Below are 16,516 nucleotides of genomic sequence, written 5' to 3' on the forward strand. Positions count from 1 at the left end.
ACTCGGCGGCGGAATATCGCAAGCTGGCCGACATTCTCGCACGGCATCCCCACGTGCTGGTCATGACGGACGACATCTATGAACACATCCGCTTCGATGGTCGCGCAACGCCGCACCTGCTGAACGCCGCACCCGAGCTGGCGGACCGCGTGCTTGCGGTCAACGGCGTGTCGAAGACCTACGCGATGACAGGCTGGCGGATCGGCTGGATCGCCGGGCCCTCCGATCTGATCGGTGCGCTGAACACGCTGCTGTCGCAAGCAGCCGGCAACGCCTGCTCGGTCAGCCAGGCCGCCGCCGTCGAAGCACTCAACGGAGATCAGAGCTTCGTGTCCGAAAGCGTCGCGATCTACCGTACCCGCCGGGACCGCATGCTGACGCGCATCAACCAGATCGAGGGCTTGAGCTGCCTGCCGCCCGACGGCGCGTTCTATCTCTACGTCAATTGCGCCGGGTTGATCGGTCGAAATACTCCGGCCGGAGCGTACCTCGAAACCGACAGCGACGTCGCGATGTACCTGCTCGAAAGCGTTGGCGTCGCCGTGGTTCAAGGCAGCGCCTACGGGTTGTCGCCGTACTTCCGCATCTCGATCGCCGCGTCGCTCGATGTGCTCGACGACGGCACCAACCGGATCGCTCACGCTGTTTCCGAACTCCGCTAACATCCCGATCGAAAGCATCTCATGTCAGACACCGGCATTGCAAAGCATCCCTCGGCTCCGCAGGTCGATCCGGCGGTGATCGCAAAACTGCGGGGCATCGCGGTCGCCCTGCTCAGCGATCAGTTGCACCGCAATTGCGGCAGCACCGGGCTGATCCCCTTTCACTTGCCGGCGCCGATGGTGGGTACTGCGGTGACGGTGAAGACGCGCGGCGGCGACAACCTCGCCATCCTTCGTGCCTACGACTTCTGCCGTCCCGGCGACGTGATGGTTGTGGATGCCGGCGGTGATATCTCCAACGCACTGGTCGGTGGCATCATGACGCTCGGCGCAGCCTCGCTCGGGCTCGCCGGCATGGTGCTCGACGGCGCCATTCGCGACGTCGCGGAGATTCGTCAGCGCACTTTTCCCGTGTACGCTCGCGGCGTGACTCATCGGGGTCCCTACAAGGACGGTCCCGGAGCGATCAACGTCCCGATCACTGTCGGCGGTATGCCCGTGAACGCGGGCGACATCATCGTAGGGGATCAGGACGGACTTCTCGCATTCCCACCGTCCCTGGCCGCAACGGTCATCGAGAAAGCATTGGCGCAGGAGCAAAAAGAGCAAGGCACCATCGATTCGATCCGCGAAGGCCGATGGGATCGCGCCTTCGTCGATGCGCTCGAGGCGCGCTGCGCGAACTGAACGGCAAATGATGACATTCTGGCCGCGCAGCAGGCCGACTTGCTCGCCGCAACATTCAAACTACGACGCGCACATGCTCGATCTGTACCATTGGGTTTGCGCGCGGTATCTCGTTGAACTGAGGGGTGCGTAGAAACTGGCGAAGAGAGTGGAGTCAAGCCCACGAATCGCGATCATTTGACTTCGGACAATCGAGACCGCGCCAGCATTCGTCCGCCGCCTGCCCTCGGAAATTCAGGTCCTGCACATGCGGCGCTCTCGCTCCAATCATGGGCTAATTCGAGCTAGTTCCCAGGCAGAGAATAAATGGTCCGCCTTTGCGCCAACAGCTGCCACTTCTCCCAAGTCAGCTCATGGCCATCTGCGACCTCGGAGAATGTCCGCACTTCAGCCGCGATCGGGGGCGAGCGGACATCAATCCGCCAACCGATTAATGATGAATACATGCCTGAACCCATGGGCGACGGCCCATCGCTTACATAGAAGGAATGCTGGGCGTTAGCGGTGCGGAACGGCTCCCGCGTGGAAGCATCCCTGTCGAATGGTTGAGGAGCGATTTTTCAAACTGATGCTTACCTATAATAGCCGAGCCAGCGCATCCGATTGCTCAGCGAATTTTCGGGCATTGGTCTTCCGAAGCCGTTCCAGGTTTTGCAGCTTCCATCGCAACCCGGGAAGCCGCTCCAAGTGCGGCACACCCAGTAGCGACCATTCGGGCGCTGCTGCAACCAGCGACAGCAGGAAGCGGCGCTCATCGGCGCTCAGACCTTGCTGCAGTTCGCGCATCATTCGCTCGCGCGCGGCCAAGAGTGCATCGAGTTCAACGGGCTCGGCAGTCATGCCCGCGAAATTGTGCTCGAAATCCTGTCGGATGTCGCGCAGCGACGGAAACAGGACTTCGTGCACCGGCCGGTTATGGCTCGCGAGATAGATGACGAAAGCACGACGGATGCCGGGCGTGATTCCCTCATGCGCGAAAAGCTGTGTGACGTCGAACAGATCGCGAGGATGCTGCCGGTCCATGGCCGCAACCAATTTGCCGCCATACACGTCTTCGAACGACACCACCGGGACTTCGAGATCCGCCTGCAGCGTGTCGCGCGCAGCCTCTGTCAGCGACGCCATGTGCACCGGGTGAACGGTACCGCGCATGACGAAATTGACCTCGATCTTCACTTCGATGCCGCCTCGACGCACCAGCAGCTTCGTCTCGCCGGAATCCGTTGCGGCCGGCGCATGGGTCTGGAAGCCCTGCTTCTGCAGGCGCGCGGCCGACTGGCGGATGGCCTCGTTGATGTGCTGCAGCGCCTGCTCGCGCGGCAATGTATGGTCGGGAAACACCAGATCGAGATCGACCGACAGCCGCGGCATGTCTCGCACGAACAGGTTGATCGCCGTGCCGCCCTTGAGTGCGAAGGTATCCTCGACGAGCACCAGCGGCGCCACGCGTGTCAGCAACCGTGCGCTGTCGAGGTAGATCTGGTTCATGGCTTCAGCACCAGGAGTCCATCACCGGAGCGTGACACCCAGGCCCTGTCGCTACCCTTGGGCAACTGAGACGGATCGAGCTTGCCGGCCCAAGGCTGGGCAAGTTCGCGGCCGAGCTGCAAGCACAGGCGAACGGTCTTGACGCTGGTGCAGCGCTTGAGCAGGTCTCGCAGCAAATCGGCACGCAGGTTGTAAGTGCTTTCGACCAGCTCGCGCGCTTCTTGCAACGGCTGCCGGACGCCGACTTCGCTTAACACCTCCAGCAATGCGCGTTCCGGCGTCGAGACGAGCGGGGCGCCCTTGCGGTTCTCGAAGGGTTGGACATGAAGCAGCGCGCCGGGCTGTTCCTCGAAGAGTCGCTTGCGGTGGTACTCGGCCGGGAAGCGCTCGGTGAACCACTCCGGAAGGCGCCCCGCTTTCCAGCCATAGAGGTGGAGGACAGGCCGTTGGGACAGGTAGTGCCGTATGCCGTGCCAGTCGAGCGCCGACTTGCCGCCGACATGCAATCCTTCGAAGCTTCGCTGCAGCAGGACGAGGCTCGGATGCAAGGCGGGCGGATCGTTCGGCCGGCAATACACGCCGCGGGCCAGCCGTTGTAGCCAGCCGGCACGGACATAGTGGACGGCTAGGTCGGCCGAGATCCCGAGCGCTGCGAGGTCTTCGGAAGTCAGCGGCGTGCCGGGTGCAAGATAGGTATAGAGCTTATTTAGTTTGTCCCTTTGAGTCGTAGCCATACTACGATAATAGGAACTATTCCAAAAACTTGCAAGGTTTAGATTTGATGCGATTATCGTAGTCTGGCTACGATACATCATGTCAGCATAAATCCTGTTTCGGGGCCTTCCTTTCCGCGAGGGTCCCCATGGATTAAAGGCCTTGGTCCCCGGGTATTGAGTGTCACCGGGGTTTTGCATCACACCCTCCCGGGGCTGGAAAAGGCCGCCGCCTGCGCTGAATTTCAAGCGGGCGGCGTTTTTGTTGTTGTCTTATTGACCCCAGCGAGGCGGCCTATCCGCCGAGCATCCACAGCCCAACTTTCGTCTCTACAGGACACCCCACGCCCGATAGCGTCCTCGGCCCGTCGCCTCGCGCAGGCCGAGCTCGGCGACCAGGTTTTGGGCGGCACGGGGAGTAATCCCGAGTTCCGCCGCGATCATCCCCGCGGAGACGATCGGCCTGGTCAGCACGTAGTCGAGGAGAGCCGGCAGTTTTGAAGTGGCGCGACGGCCGGCGAGTTTGCGGGCAAGCAGATTGCGGGTCATCAGCCAGCGGTCGTGGTCCTTACGGCCAGACTCGGCGGCGGCGGTCATGGCCTCGAGGTGCACGACCAAACGCGCGGCGGCGTCGCGTGGCCGCCGACGCTCGCGCGGAATACTTTTCAGCCCAACATGCGGGCACAGCAGATGCGAGCGCGTTTTGCCGCGGTCCCTCAACAATGCCGCGGCAAGCAGGCGGCCGAGCCAAGGCGTGTGCTCGAGCGGTTCGATCACGCCCCAGGCGTCGGCGGCAATCGCCCCCGCAAGGGTCGGCGGCAAGCCACGAGTCTGGTTGACCACGTCGCGCCAGTGATCGAGGCGTCCCTCCTCGTCCCAGTCGGAATCGTAGATGAGGGAATCCCGCTCCGGCCGGAACCGGGTCTCCTCGGCAAGCCGACGCTCCGTCCTGGCATTTGCGGCGTCGACGGCAGCGAAGGCGGAGGCCAAATTGGAATCGGCCTCGATGGCACCGATCGGCTCTTCGAGATCCACGTCGTCCCGCTCGCCGTCCTCGTCGAGCTCAAAACTTCCCTCACCTGCCTTCCAATTGCTCCTCTCCTCTTCTCGCTCGCTCCGGCCGCGCAGGTTGGCGAGTCCGGTAGCTGACAGCGCCCAATCGGGCTTCGCCTCGGCGATGCGTCGACGGGCGCGTAGCACGGCATGGGCGCGGGTCAGTTCATGGGTGGGAGCGCGGACGTCCATGCCGGCGTCGTGGAGCACGAGGTCTTCGAGGTGGACAAGTTCGCCATCTAGCCACAGACTGGCGCAGGCGTCCGTGAAGTGCGTCCGGCTGAGTGCGCCGTCGCGGATTGGACTTTTGGCCAGCCGCTCATCGAAGCGGGCCACAGCATCCTCGGCGGCGGCGAGCGGCCCGATGAGCTGGGCCCAGGGCAGCGGATCGGGGATTTTGTAGGTCGGCAGCAAGGTCCTGATAACCTTAATGGGAACCATCGAAACGGAAGCTAACATGGCTTTGGCTTCCGTCATAGCAATGTCGGTTCCGGGCCGTGCGGGAGTTTGATTCCTAGCAAACCAAGGGGTTCGGCGGGCTCTAGCTAGGCTGGTCACCGCGGTCGAGACGGATGGGTCTTGTCAGCCCCCCTGCCTCTTCCGGACGCTTTCGGCCATCGTCCTCGTGATCGCACTCAGATGGCTTTCATTGGTCAGAAGAACAGACCGAGCGGCTCCTCAGTTACGGCTTTCCGGCTGGCTTTGCGTAAATTCTGCGCGGTGACTTTGCAGCGAATCACCGTTCATGACTTCTGCCATGCCCAACCCCGCTCCGATAGTAGCGTTCATTAGCGCCTGAACATCAATGGCTCGCCAAGATATCGGGCGCATGCAGAGGCGAGACAGTCCCCGAAATTGAGCCGAGCCGGGTCGTAGCGGTCGTTGGCGTGGAGCGCAGTGCGGTCCGCTTCGGGTGCCACATTCACCGTCTTCCGGGAGGATTCACGCCAAATCTGCGTGATAGGGTCGCAAATAGGCGCAGGGGGCATAACTCTTATGGTTAGGATTCTATGAATCCCGGGCCTCCCCTCTTTCGGTGCTGTGTCCCCAAAAATCACGCGGCATGTCCCGGCTCGAGGCGAGAACGATCTTGTCCGGCCTTTCACCTTCCGCGCGGTGTGAATTCATCGGACGCGGATCGACGAGGCTGTTGCGATGCCGGCTTGCCTCAACTGGACGGACGTGCCTCGGGGACTTGGATCCAAATGGACCGCGGGGCACAGATTGTTGTCAGCTGACAACAATGCTTCAGCAGCTGGGTAGCTGGCACCGCAGTCGACTTTTCCCCTGCCCGATCGATCCCGTTTGACCCAACTCCGGGAAATTGGATTGTTGGTCCGCCCTGTGGCCCGCCAATGGAGTGCCGTTCCGAGGCCGGACGCCGCGGATCAACTTCTCGACGGATCGGATCGAGGCAGTGCCGCGAGCTCAGCCTGGCTCGTCGCCCGGGTCCCTTCCCCAGATGCACGGTCACGGCTCGATCGCCGATGGCGACTAGATCGTCTAGGGTCCGGCTTTCGCCCCCCGGCCGTGACACCGCCACCCCCTTGGGGGCGGCCCGGACCAAAGGAGCGGACGTTGTCAGCTGACAACAATCTGTGGGGCCTCCCCCGATGGACGGCGTCCCGCGATTCGAAGCGCCTTGCCCAAGAAGGGCCCGGGAAGGAGCCCGAAATCCGACGCGGCGCACCGATCCGCAGCGCGGCTTGTCGACGACGTGGTGGCCCGAGGCCACATGGCCTCTCTTCATGGTAAAGCAGCGCCGGGCGAGTGGTTGGCTTTGCGGCCGGAGGTCCGGGCCCCTCGGTGTGATCAGGCGGCGCAACAGCCAGCCGCGGATGCCTTCGGAACGGAGTCGGTCGATTGCTCGACACCTGATCGTCCGACCGCTTGGTGACATGTTGCCGTGTGGCGCTCACTTGTGCCTCGGACAAGCTGCGCCAGCGCGGTGCTGCGGTATCGTGTCGATCAACCGAGATCGCCCAGCCTCCCGCGAGACCTGCCGAGCCAAACTCCCGCAACGCCCCGCCGCTCGCAATTCTGTCCGGGTGTTTCAACCAGCCGGGGAGGGCGCTTTTCGCGGGACCGTCGCTCCCCGGCATCGGGTTAAGTAGCTGAACGAACTCCCCGTACTTTATGAGCGACGCGATTCTCCGGGGCAACGACTGGCGGGAAGGGGGAAAGGGACGCTCGCGCGACGATAGATCCACCGCTCATCAAGCGCCAGTGCGCGCTGGCTCGACACCAGCGGGAGGTTTTTGCTGTGCATACAAGGAGGCGCCAGCGCATCCACACGGTAGCAACACAGATCCGTGCCGCGGTGCAAAATGACGCTTGGGATCCGTGAAGCCCGGCCGAATCACGCTATAGTAAAGACTCGCTCCGCCGACCGGGGTCGTTGTTGTCAGCTGACAACCGCAGGGCGATGCCCAGAAAGACGCGGCGCGCTGTTGGGCACGCCATCGGCCGTTAAGAACTCGTTAACCCTTTATTTCTTGCTCAAATCATAGAATCGTGGCCATCTCTCAAGACGGATATTAGGCGTCTGACGCGCAGAAACCGTCTCGAGAGAATAGATGACGAGCTTAGCGGAAGAATCGGCGACGATGAGCGAGACTGCGTCAGCGCGGATCTCCCGGCATGCCGGCATTTTGTCCGGTCAGCTTCGCTCGCTCGCGACGACGCTTTTCCCGCCTTCAGCAAGCAAATCGCTCCGGTCGTTCACCTCAGGGGAGGTTGCGCGAATTGCGGGCGTTTCCGATGGGTACCTTCGTCAGCTCTCTCTCGACGGACTTGGACCGACTCCAACGACGGGGATCGGTGGGCGACGATCTTATACTCTGGCCCAGATTCACGAGCTGCGCGGGTATCTAGCCACCGCACGGCCTCGAGAAGCACTGGAATTCCTCCCGCGGAGGCGCCCAGGCGACAAGCTCCAAATCATCACCGTCGCGAACTTCAAAGGCGGCTCCGCCAAGACGACGACGGCATTGTATCTTTCGCAATACCTCGCCCTTGCCGGCTTTCGGGTTCTCGCGATTGACCTCGATCCGCAGGCGTCGTTGTCAGCAATGTTCGGATACCAACCCGAGTTCGACATCGCCGCGAACGAAACCCTCTACGGTGCCATACGGTATGACGAGAACCGGCGGCCAATGCGCGAAGTCGTTCGGCCAACCTATTTTGATGGGATAGGTCTCGTGCCAGGCAATCTCGAACTTATGGAGTTCGAGCACACCACGCCTCGAGCAATGGTCGAGCGGCGTGAACGCGGGCACGACCTATTCTTTCGCCGTGTCGCCAGCGCCATCGACCAGGTCGCCGACGATTATGACGTCGTCGTCGTCGACTGCCCACCCCAGCTTGGTTACTTGACCATGGGCGCGCTAAACGCGGCGACCGCGATGCTCGTGACTATCCATCCTCAGATGGTCGATGTCGCATCCATGAGCCAATTTCTCCTCATGACCTCGGACCTCATGTCCGTCATCGAGGAAGCGGGTGGGCGTCTCGATCACGATTTCATCCGGTATGTCATCACGCGTCATGATCCCAATGACGTGCCCGAAGCTCAAATCGTGGCGCTCCTCCGCACCCTTTTTGGATCGGATGTGCTCCAGGCCACGGTGTGGAAATCGACCGCGATCGCCAATGCTGGTCTCACCAAGCAATCACTTTATGAGCTGGAGCGAGGCGCCGTAGGGCGGGGTGCTTACGATCGGGCATTGGAATCGGTCGACGCGGTCAATGCCGAAATCGCGCAACTTCTTAAGAAGGTGTGGGGCCGATGAGCAAACGTACTGACACCATCAAGAGCCTGTTCACGGCCCCGCAGCCACCTGCGTTGTCAGCTGACAACATGCCCGGTGCCTTGCCGCGGGTCTCCTCGGGCTCAGTCCGCTCGTTGAAGGACACTTTTTCCGGAGTCGAGAAAGAGAACGAGGAGCTTCGTGACAGGCTCGCGTCCGGAGCTATGATTCTTGAGATCGATCCCTCGCTTATCGATCCATCACCGCTGGCCGACCGGTTCCGCGACCAGGATGATAGCTCGTTCGAGGCGCTTAAACAGTCGATCTCACAGCGCGGCCAAGAAGTGCCCGTACTCGTTCGGGAGCATCCCGAAGTAAAAGGGCGCTTCCAAAGTGCCTACGGTCATCGCCGCGTCCGCGCTACGCGGGAGTTGGGTATTGCCGTCAAAGCGATTGTGCGATCGCTGTCAGACGAAGCGCTTGTCGTGGCGCAAGGGCTCGAGAACGCACCGCGCGAAGATTTGAGCTTCATTGAGCGCGCCACCTTCGCGATGCATATCGAGGATGCCGGGCATAGCCGGTCAATCGTACAAGACGCGTTGTCAATTGATAAAGCAGAGACCTCGAGACTCCTCGCTGTTGCTCGATCAGTTCCAGCCGAAGTTGTTCAAGCAATCGGGAAGGCTCCGAAAGTTGGTCGCCCCCGCTGGCAGACGTTCGCTGAATTGATCAAGGATGCCGCGGCGCTCAAACGAGTCAGAGCGGCGATCGCTGAACCGAAATTTGCAGAGCGAGAGACCGATGCACGGTTTCTCGCAGCATTCACAGCGGCAAGCCGTCCATCTTCTGCGGGGACATCGAAGACTTCCGAAGAGAAGCCAGTCTTTTCCGCATCCGGCGATAAGATCGCGCACGTGCGCCAGGCCGAGCGCGAATTGAAGCTTACCCTCGACAAGACTGTCTCGGCGACATTCGCGGCATTTCTCGTCGACCAACTCCCGGCGCTGTTCGACGCCTTTTCCAAGACGAGCAGCGGTCAGGAAACTAGCGAGGCCTGACGGCCTCGTCCCGTAACCACGAACCAGGAGCAGACAAGGCAAAAGAAAAAGGCCCCCGAAACGGAGTTCCGGAAGCCCTTCTCTTCAAGTTTGGCGACTGACAGAGAATCACTTTCGCGAATCGCAGTCAAGAGTTTCTACGCGATTTTATCGTCGTTTCGGCGAGCAGGTTTCCTTTGCCCAGCTGAGGCAAAGACATGCAGTCACACTCTCCAACGACGCCCTTCGGGCGGCGATCGCTGACGCTTGCCCATGTGGCAAGCCAAATGGTCGCAACAGAACGCCCTCCCGAAAAGATCGTCCACAAATGGAAGATCTTTCACGCCATCTGCACGGCACGGCCGCGCCTTGGCGTGTCGGAGCGATCGCTCTCCGTATTAAATGCACTCCTGACTTTCCATCCCGAGACCGCGCTTACAGGAGAGGATGATCTGATCGTCTTCCCGTCGAACCATCAGCTCAGTCGGCGGGCGCACAGCATGCCGGCATCGACGCTGCGGCGTCACCTGGCTGTGCTGGTCGATGCGGGACTGATCGTTCGGCGCGATAGTCCAAATGGCAAGCGCTTCGCGCGGAAGGACAATGCCGGCGAAATCGAGCTCGCCTTCGGCTTCGATCTGTCACCGCTTGTCGTGCGCTCGGAAGAATTCGAGAGCCTAGCGGCCGATATCGAAGCGGAAGCCCGAGCACTCAAACTGGTGCGTGAGCGGATCACGCTGTGCCGGCGCGATATCACGAAGATGATTGCAACTGGCATCGAGGAATGCGTTCCAACGCGAAGGGCAGGGCAGGGGCCCGCTGATTGGCAGGAGGTGCATGCCGCCTTCCGCGAAATGGTCGCTCAGATTCCGCGCACCGCGACGCGCCAAGAGCTTGAGCCGATCGCTGACGAGTTGTCGCAACTCGCTGACGACGTCCTCAATCTTCTGGAAGCACACATCAAATCCAAGAATCCGAGCGCCAATGAGTCCCATTCTGAGCGCCACATACAGAATTCAAATCCAGACTTCCCTATTGATCTTGAACCTAGCCTTCGAGAAGGCAGGGCGGCGGGAGCTGAGCCAAAACCTCAACCATCGCGAGTCGGGGAAGCGGCGTATCCGTTAGGAATGGTCTTGAGTGCGTGCCCAGACATCGTCGACTATGCCAAGGGTGGAATTTCGAACTGGCGCGATTTCTTCGCCACGGCGGCTGTTGTGCGGTCGTCGCTGGGGATCAGCCCAAGCGCCTGGGAGGAGGCGCAAACCGTCCTGGGTGAAATGCAGGCGGCGGTCGTTGTCGCCTGCATCCTGCAGCGTGGCACAGCGATTAGATCGGCTGGTGGCTACTTGCGCGGGCTGACCCGGAAAGCGGAGGTCGGGGAGTTTTCGCTTGGGCCGATCCTGATGTCGCAGATCAACTCCCGGCTCCATGAAAAACGAACGGCCTGACGGATGCGCCATGGCCTTGGCTCGGGCTGACGCGTCGTGGTCTGAGTTTGCGGTTAAGGCCAAATGGGGCCCTTGGCTCCGGCGTCAATCCCTATCACGCGCTGCCCAGGCGACTGGGGCCCCGAGATCGTCCGTGTGGCGATTGCGGGCGTTGAGGTCGCTATGCGCGGGGGCGCGGGGGCACCCGTCTTCAACTAGTCATGACGCACTACCGGCCGAGCATGCGGATGTTCGAGGCGTTTGGCGATACGAGCGCTGCGGCGACGCGCGGCTCCAATCTTGCGGCTAGCGTGTTGGCGGTCGGCCCTAACTTTGGCCGGAGACGGCGCGCGGGCTTCTCGTACATTCCGCGGAGTGGACTCCGGCAATGCGCGCGCTTCGACGCCGCCGCTACCTAGGCCCGGAAAAATGGCGATGCTGCGGCGCTACGGCTAGGGGCTAGGGCGTGCCCGACCTTGGTCGGGCTCTATGGAGCGCGACGGACGAGGCCAACTTAAAGGTGGAGGACGCGTTGCTGCACCAAGTCGCCCGACGGCTCCTTCATGGAGGCCGAACATCTCGGCGGCGACTTCGACATGGTCGCCGTCGTCACGACGCTGCTCAAGGGGCAGCGTCCGTCGCAAGCAGGCCGGCGACCAGAACTGGCGGATTCCGTTCCGTCCTGAACCACGGCCATGGGTTGCTCGACGACATCGGTCGCGGCACCCATCCAGGCTATCCCCTGATCGGGCGCCTGAAGGGGCTTGCCGAAATCCGCGGCGTGATGACGGCGGTGGCATCCAACGCCGGTTTGCCGATGTGAACTAATCCCGGCCCGCGTCGAGGAAGGCCTGCGCCAGGCGCTGCGGATTGGAGAAGCACAATTCGTGGCTGCCCGGCACCTGGACCAGGCGGAACAGGCCGAGCTTCTCCGAGAGCCGCGGATGCCAGGGCAGGCCGTGCGGCATCGCCGTATCCTCCGTGCAGTTGACGTAGGACTTTGCGATTGGCATCTCGGCCGGATTGCTCTTCAGCGAAATCCTGTCCTGAAATGTCTTTAGCGGATGCGGATTGAGCACGTCGTAGGCGCGCTGCGCCGTCTCGAGGTCGGCATCGTTGATGAAGGCTTCGCGCCAGATCGGGAAGGGCAGCACCACCGAGCCGTCACCACGCTCGGCACGGATCGCGTCGAACAGCCCGACATAGTGCGGCGGCACCATGTCGTTGAGGCTCTCGCCATTGTTGGGCACGAAGGCATTCCAGTAGACGAGGCGGCGGATGCGTTCGCCGGCGCGATCGGCGACACCGGTGATGACCATGCCGCCATAGCTGTGCCCGACCAGCACGACGTCCTTCAGATTCTTCTCGGCCAGATAGTCCACAATGGACTGGATGGCTTCGGCGAGGCCGGTGTCCTTCCTGTCGCCGGGGCGATTGCCCTTGATGGTCGGTGTGTGCACCTCATGGCCGTCTTTGCGGATCGCTGCGGCGACTGGCTCAAACTCCGTGCCGGTATGCCAGGCTCCATGGACAAGAACATAGGTCGACATGGTGTGCTTCTCCAATTGTGCTTCTTCATGCGGTTTGATTAGATCGACGCCTGCTTCCTGTTGTGGCGCGACGTTCGTTCGGCGGTTTGTTAGATATTGCGGTGGCCGAGCCGGTCGCGCTTGGCCGAGGCTGCACTGGACTAGGCTCGGAGTGAACTGATGCAACAAATCGCTCGCTCGGGTCCTGCACCGGGCCTTGCCTGGAATACCGAGGATGTCCGGCCCTCGGAGCAGTTCGCTTATTACCGGGAGGCGATCTGTCAGGTGTTCATGAAGCTGACGCCGGAGCCGACCGATCGGTCCAGCTTCCCTGCACGGATCGAACGGATCGGGCTTGGCGCCGGTGCCATCAACCGCGTCAGGTTTCCTGGGCATCTCGTGCTTCGCTCGGCGAGCGATATCGCGGCCTCCAGCAGTAGCTGCTTTTACCTCAATCTCAAGCTCGCCGGCCATTGCCGCATCGAGCAGGACGGGCGCAACGTCGACCTGTCACCGGGCCAGGTCGGTATCTTCGACAGCGCACGGCAGTTCGCGCTGCGTCACAGTCACGGGACATCCTTGCACGTCGCGTCCTTCTGGGTCCCGACGCAACTGCTACAGGATCGTCTGCCACCATCGTTCGCTTTCGCGCCGGCGCGGGTGTCCGATGACCCGCTCATCGGGCATCTGACCGTGGAGACCGCGCGCGCGTTGAATTCAGCGGCGCCGAACACGTCGGGAGAGGAGAATGCGCGGCTGTTCGGCGTGCTGCTCGACCTTGTGGCGTTGAGCCTGACGCGCGGCAGCCGTCGCGGCGCGGAGTCCATCGGTCTGGTCGAGGCGACCTGGATTGCGTTGCGCCGCGCGGTTGACGGCGGACTGCGCGAACCCGGCCTGACCGTCGCCGCGGTTGCCGCATCCGTGTCCATCAGCGAGCGCTACGTGCACAAGCTGTTCGAGCGCGCAGGCACGACATTCGCCTGCTACGCAATGGAACGACGCCTCGAAGGCGTGGCGCGCGATCTCAGGGATCCGGCGATGGCCGGGCGCGCAATCGGCGACCTTGCATTCGACTGGGGCTTTGCCGATCTCTCCCACTTCGCGCGCCGCTTCAAACAGCGCTTCGGCGCGACGCCGCGGGATTGGCGCCGCGGCACGTTGTAGGATAGTCGGAGAACAGCCCGGACGCGCCGAGCCATAGGATGGTCGCGATTACGCTGCCCCAGGTGATCCAGCGCCAGCGTGGCGCTTCGCGGCTCGGCCCGAAGCGATAGATGAGCGCGAGCGCCAGCGCGACCGCGGCGAACATCGCGGGCCATCGAGCGATCCGAACGAGAAGATCGGCGGCCTTCGATAGTCCGATGAAGTTCAGCACCATGGGCAGGACAACCACCGCGCCGAGTGCGATCAGGACGAAGGCGATGCCGGCGAGCGTGAAGGAGAGGGAAAGCGCGTTCAGCTTCACGAAGCCTCGCTTCTCTTTCTCGCCGTAGACGATGTTGAGTGTGTCGAACAACGACTTCATGGCCGCGTTCGCGCTCCACAGCGAGACCGCCAGGCCGATCGCGAAGGTGAGGCCGAGCGTCTGATTGCCCTTGGAAGCGACGCGGGTGAGCTGCTGCCTCGCGACATCGACGGCGTCCTCGGGAAGGAATCCGGAAACCTCGTCGAGGTGCTTGGCGATGCTGCCCGGATCCGAGAAGAGGCCGTAAATCGCGACGAGGGCCGCCAGCGCCGGAAAGATGGCGAGCAGGCCGTAGTAGGTCATGCCGGCGGCGAGGGCGAGGACGCGGTGCTCGGAGATGTTGCCGTAGACCCGCAGCAGGATGTCTTTCCATCCGCGCGCCGGGATCTCGGAGGGTGCGGAAGCGAGCCGGCCGCGGTCCTTGCCTTCCGTCGCGACAACGGCGGGCGAGGCGTCCCGACCGTGCTCCAGCTTCTCGGGAAATGCTTCGTCTTTGTCGCGCGGCGGGGCCACGTTGTCGGACGGGGCAAGGCGATCCCATATGAAGGCTACGGTGAGCAGTCCCAGCGCTGCCGCCAGACTCCATCCGCGGTTATCTGCAGGCGGGGCATCCGACTTCGAGATCTTTGCCATCCTCCGCGGAACTCAATCGCAGCCCGGAGAATGAGTTCCTCTCGCTTGCCTCCGAGCGACGGAGGCAGGCTCAGGCGCTCTTGGCGCCGGGCCAGGCGACCACCTGTCCGGACATGACGAGCCGGTCGCGGCCGCTGTCCTTGGCGGCGTAGAGCGCGCGATCGGCCGCCGCCACCAGGGAGCCGCAGTCCATCGCACCCTCGGAAGGCATGTTGGTCGCGCCGCCAAGGCTCACCGTGACGATCTTGGACGGCTGATTCAACGTGTGCAGCATGCCGAGGTCGCGCACCGCCCGGCGCACGTTCTCGCCGACAAGTTCGCAGCCATCCGCGTCCGTGTTGGGCAGCAGCAGCGCGAACTCCTCGCCTCCGTAGCGCGCGGCGAGATCGGCCGGTCGGCGCACCTGCGCGGCCAGGATCCGCGCCAACGCGCGCAGGCAGGCGTCGCCGGCCTGGTGGCCGTATTGGTCGTTGAACTTCTTGAAGTGGTCGACATCGATCAACAGCAACGAGAGCGGAGTGCCGTCGCGCTTGGCGCGCGCCCATTCTTCCACGAGGCGCTCGTCGAAATGTCGGCGGTTGGCGATTCCGGTCAGGCCGTCGGACGTGGCGAGGGCGGAGAGCTTGTCCTGCAGGTCCTTCTGCTCGGTCATGTCGCGCGAGATCGCCACGACGCCGTCGATCTCATGGGTTTCCGAAGACCGGGTGACGCGCAGCGCCGTCTCGACCCAGATCTCCTTCTTCTGGCGGTGATTGGCGCGATAGATGATGCGCGCCTCTTCGGCCTCTCCGGCCTTCAGAGCCGAAACGACCTGCTCGACGCGCGGCCGGTCCTCCGGATTGACGCCGTCGAGAGCCGAGGTCCCGAGCAGCCTCACCGGGTCCCAACCCAGGATGCGGGCGCAAGACGGGGAGGCGTAGAGAATGCGCTCGTCGAGCCCGACGCGCATCACCACGTCGCTGCACTGTTCGGCGATCAGCCGGAAATCGCCCTCCTTGGCGACGAGGGCCGCGGCCATGCGCTGCCCCTTCGAGAGATAACGCACCAGGAAGAAGCCGATCAAGGCCATCGACAAGGTCAGACCGGTGACGATGCCGAAGCGCGTGACGGCCTGCTGGCGCCACGGGGCCAGGACATCGCTCTGCGCCTTCGTCGCGAGGACGACGATCGGATACCGGCCGCTTTTCTGGTAGAAGCTCAATCGCTCCTGCCCGTCCAACGGCGACTTGAAGTAGTAGGCCCCCGCATCCGGCCGCTGGCCCATGGTCCGGAACAAGGGCGAGCCCGACATGTCGCGTCCGACATAGGCGCCCTCGTCGTCGCGACTCCTCGCCAGCATGATGCCGTCGGCGGTCAGCAGCGAAACCGCGCCGTTCGGGCCGATATCGAAGCGCCGGTAGAACTGCATGAAATAGGCGACGTCGACGCTCGTCAGCACAACGCCGGCGAAGCTGCCGTCGGGATGATTGAAGCGGCGCGACGCGGTGACGATCCACTGTCCGCCGGACCGGCTCTTCACCGGCCGACCGATCCACGTCCCGCGGTCTGCCGCGGCGCGATGGCGTTGGAAGTAGTCGCGATCGCTGTTGTTGAAGCTGGAGTAGTCGCCGTCTTCGGTGGTCGCCAGCCAGCGGCCGCTTTCGTCGTAGACGAAGATGCCGCGGATGCGTTGCCTGTTGTACTTGCGGGATTGCAGGAAGCTCTGGATCTTCGCCACCGCAGCCGGGCTGGTTCCGCCGACCTCCATCCGATCGACCATGCCTGCAAGGATTGTGTCCGCGAGCTCGAACGTGTCCTCGGCATGCTGCGTCAGCGACTGTGCGAGGTTGGCCATGTCGACTTCGGCGTTGCGCAGCTCGACCTGGCGGGACTCCCACTCGCGCCATCCGCTCAGCGCCAGAATGGCGACGCAGGCGAGCGCCACGAAGCCTGCCGCCCACAACGGGAAGCGAGCCTTCTCGACCTCGCGGCGGCTACTTGGCATCTGACGGTGGCTCCTTTCCACGCAAGGTCCCATCCGGGCGTTAATGGCGGGTTTGCAGCCGCGGCAGCATGCGGGGTCCGGGTAAG

Annotated in this window: 12 protein-coding genes and 1 pseudogene; 7 read left to right on the forward strand and 6 right to left on the reverse strand. The window is 62.9% G+C overall.

What is annotated here, in order from left to right; translation table 11 throughout:
* On the forward strand, positions 1 to 662 hold a 662-nt coding region (locus RAD15_RS22775; RefSeq protein WP_458180436.1), incomplete at its 5' end, for an aminotransferase class I/II-fold pyridoxal phosphate-dependent enzyme.
* 21 nt (positions 663 to 683) lie between these two features.
* Positions 684 to 1,349: an RraA family protein gene (locus RAD15_RS22780; RefSeq protein WP_458180437.1), complete on the forward strand. Its 666-nt coding sequence runs from the start codon at positions 684 to 686 to the stop codon at positions 1,347 to 1,349.
* Between the two features lie 576 nt (positions 1,350 to 1,925).
* Here the strand turns inward: RAD15_RS22780 and RAD15_RS22785 are convergent.
* The 3 genes from RAD15_RS22785 to RAD15_RS22795 all read right to left on the reverse strand — a co-directional run bounded on the left by RAD15_RS22785 (position 1,926) and on the right by RAD15_RS22795 (position 5,080).
* Positions 1,926 to 2,837 carry a nucleotidyl transferase AbiEii/AbiGii toxin family protein gene (locus RAD15_RS22785; RefSeq protein WP_458180438.1) on the reverse strand — a complete coding sequence of 304 codons (912 nt, stop codon included), beginning with the start codon at positions 2,835 to 2,837 and terminating at the stop codon, positions 1,926 to 1,928.
* Positions 2,834 to 3,571 carry a type IV toxin-antitoxin system AbiEi family antitoxin domain-containing protein gene (locus tag RAD15_RS22790; protein ID WP_458180439.1) on the reverse strand — a complete coding sequence of 246 codons (738 nt, stop codon included), beginning with the start codon at positions 3,569 to 3,571 and terminating at the stop codon, positions 2,834 to 2,836. The genes RAD15_RS22785 and RAD15_RS22790 overlap by 4 nt, the downstream gene beginning before the upstream one ends.
* A gap of 309 nt (positions 3,572 to 3,880) precedes the next feature.
* Entirely contained in the window at positions 3,881 to 5,080 is a 1,200-nt protein-coding gene (locus RAD15_RS22795; protein ID WP_458180440.1) for an RHE_PE00001 family protein, read from the reverse strand.
* Between the two features lie 2,099 nt (positions 5,081 to 7,179).
* Here RAD15_RS22795 and repA point away from each other — a divergent pair.
* The 4 genes and pseudogenes from repA to RAD15_RS22815 all read left to right on the forward strand — a co-directional run.
* Positions 7,180 to 8,394 carry a plasmid partitioning protein RepA gene (gene repA / locus RAD15_RS22800; RefSeq protein ID WP_458180441.1) on the forward strand — a complete coding sequence of 405 codons (1,215 nt, stop codon included), beginning with the start codon at positions 7,180 to 7,182 and terminating at the stop codon, positions 8,392 to 8,394.
* Positions 8,391 to 9,410, forward strand: a complete 1,020-nt coding sequence (gene repB / locus RAD15_RS22805; protein ID WP_458180442.1) for a plasmid partitioning protein RepB — start codon at positions 8,391 to 8,393, stop codon at positions 9,408 to 9,410. Before repA ends, repB begins: the two co-directional genes overlap by 4 nt.
* 197 nt (positions 9,411 to 9,607) lie before the next feature.
* A complete protein-coding gene (gene repC / locus RAD15_RS22810) occupies positions 9,608 to 10,840 on the forward strand; it encodes a plasmid replication protein RepC (RefSeq protein ID WP_458180443.1) in 1,233 nt (410 codons plus the stop codon).
* Between the two features lie 521 nt (positions 10,841 to 11,361).
* Positions 11,362 to 11,642 (forward strand): annotated as a pseudogene (locus tag RAD15_RS22815) (mannonate dehydratase); the annotation flags it as partial.
* Position 11,643: 1 nt separating this feature from the next.
* On the opposite strand, the gene RAD15_RS22820 reads toward RAD15_RS22815, so the two are convergent.
* A complete protein-coding gene (locus tag RAD15_RS22820; protein ID WP_458180444.1) occupies positions 11,644 to 12,369 on the reverse strand; it encodes an alpha/beta hydrolase in 726 nt (241 codons plus the stop codon).
* Positions 12,370 to 12,528: 159 nt separating this feature from the next.
* Here RAD15_RS22820 and RAD15_RS22825 point away from each other — a divergent pair, with 159 nt between their 5' ends.
* Positions 12,529 to 13,512, forward strand: a complete 984-nt coding sequence (locus RAD15_RS22825; protein WP_458180445.1) for a helix-turn-helix domain-containing protein — start codon at positions 12,529 to 12,531, stop codon at positions 13,510 to 13,512.
* Here RAD15_RS22825 and RAD15_RS22830 read toward each other — a convergent pair.
* Complete coding sequence (locus RAD15_RS22830; protein WP_458180446.1) at positions 13,460 to 14,446, reverse strand: YihY/virulence factor BrkB family protein; 987 nt, start codon at positions 14,444 to 14,446, stop codon at positions 13,460 to 13,462. The genes RAD15_RS22825 and RAD15_RS22830 overlap by 53 nt on opposite strands.
* A gap of 70 nt (positions 14,447 to 14,516) precedes the next feature.
* Positions 14,517 to 16,430 (reverse strand): diguanylate cyclase, encoded by a 1,914-nt coding sequence (locus tag RAD15_RS22835; protein ID WP_458180447.1) that lies wholly within the window; start codon positions 16,428 to 16,430, stop codon positions 14,517 to 14,519.
* Positions 16,431 to 16,516 lie beyond the last annotated feature (86 nt).

The organism is Bradyrhizobium sp. 14AA (assembly GCF_054185205.1).

Coding starts and splice junctions, on each gene's coding strand:
- repB (WP_458180442.1), top strand. CDS start 8,391: ATGAGCAAACGTACTGACACCATCAAGAGCCTGTTCACGGCCCCGCAG.
- repA (WP_458180441.1), top strand. CDS start 7,180: ATGACGAGCTTAGCGGAAGAATCGGCGACGATGAGCGAGACTGCGTCA.
- RAD15_RS22820 (WP_458180444.1), bottom strand. CDS start 12,369: ATGTCGACCTATGTTCTTGTCCATGGAGCCTGGCATACCGGCACGGAG.
- RAD15_RS22835 (WP_458180447.1), bottom strand. CDS start 16,430: ATGCCAAGTAGCCGCCGCGAGGTCGAGAAGGCTCGCTTCCCGTTGTGG.
- RAD15_RS22785 (WP_458180438.1), bottom strand. CDS start 2,837: ATGAACCAGATCTACCTCGACAGCGCACGGTTGCTGACACGCGTGGCG.
- RAD15_RS22780 (WP_458180437.1), top strand. CDS start 684: ATGTCAGACACCGGCATTGCAAAGCATCCCTCGGCTCCGCAGGTCGAT.
- RAD15_RS22795 (WP_458180440.1), bottom strand. CDS start 5,080: ATGACGGAAGCCAAAGCCATGTTAGCTTCCGTTTCGATGGTTCCCATT.
- RAD15_RS22830 (WP_458180446.1), bottom strand. CDS start 14,446: ATGGCAAAGATCTCGAAGTCGGATGCCCCGCCTGCAGATAACCGCGGA.
- RAD15_RS22790 (WP_458180439.1), bottom strand. CDS start 3,571: ATGGCTACGACTCAAAGGGACAAACTAAATAAGCTCTATACCTATCTT.
- repC (WP_458180443.1), top strand. CDS start 9,608: ATGCAGTCACACTCTCCAACGACGCCCTTCGGGCGGCGATCGCTGACG.
- RAD15_RS22825 (WP_458180445.1), top strand. CDS start 12,529: ATGCAACAAATCGCTCGCTCGGGTCCTGCACCGGGCCTTGCCTGGAAT.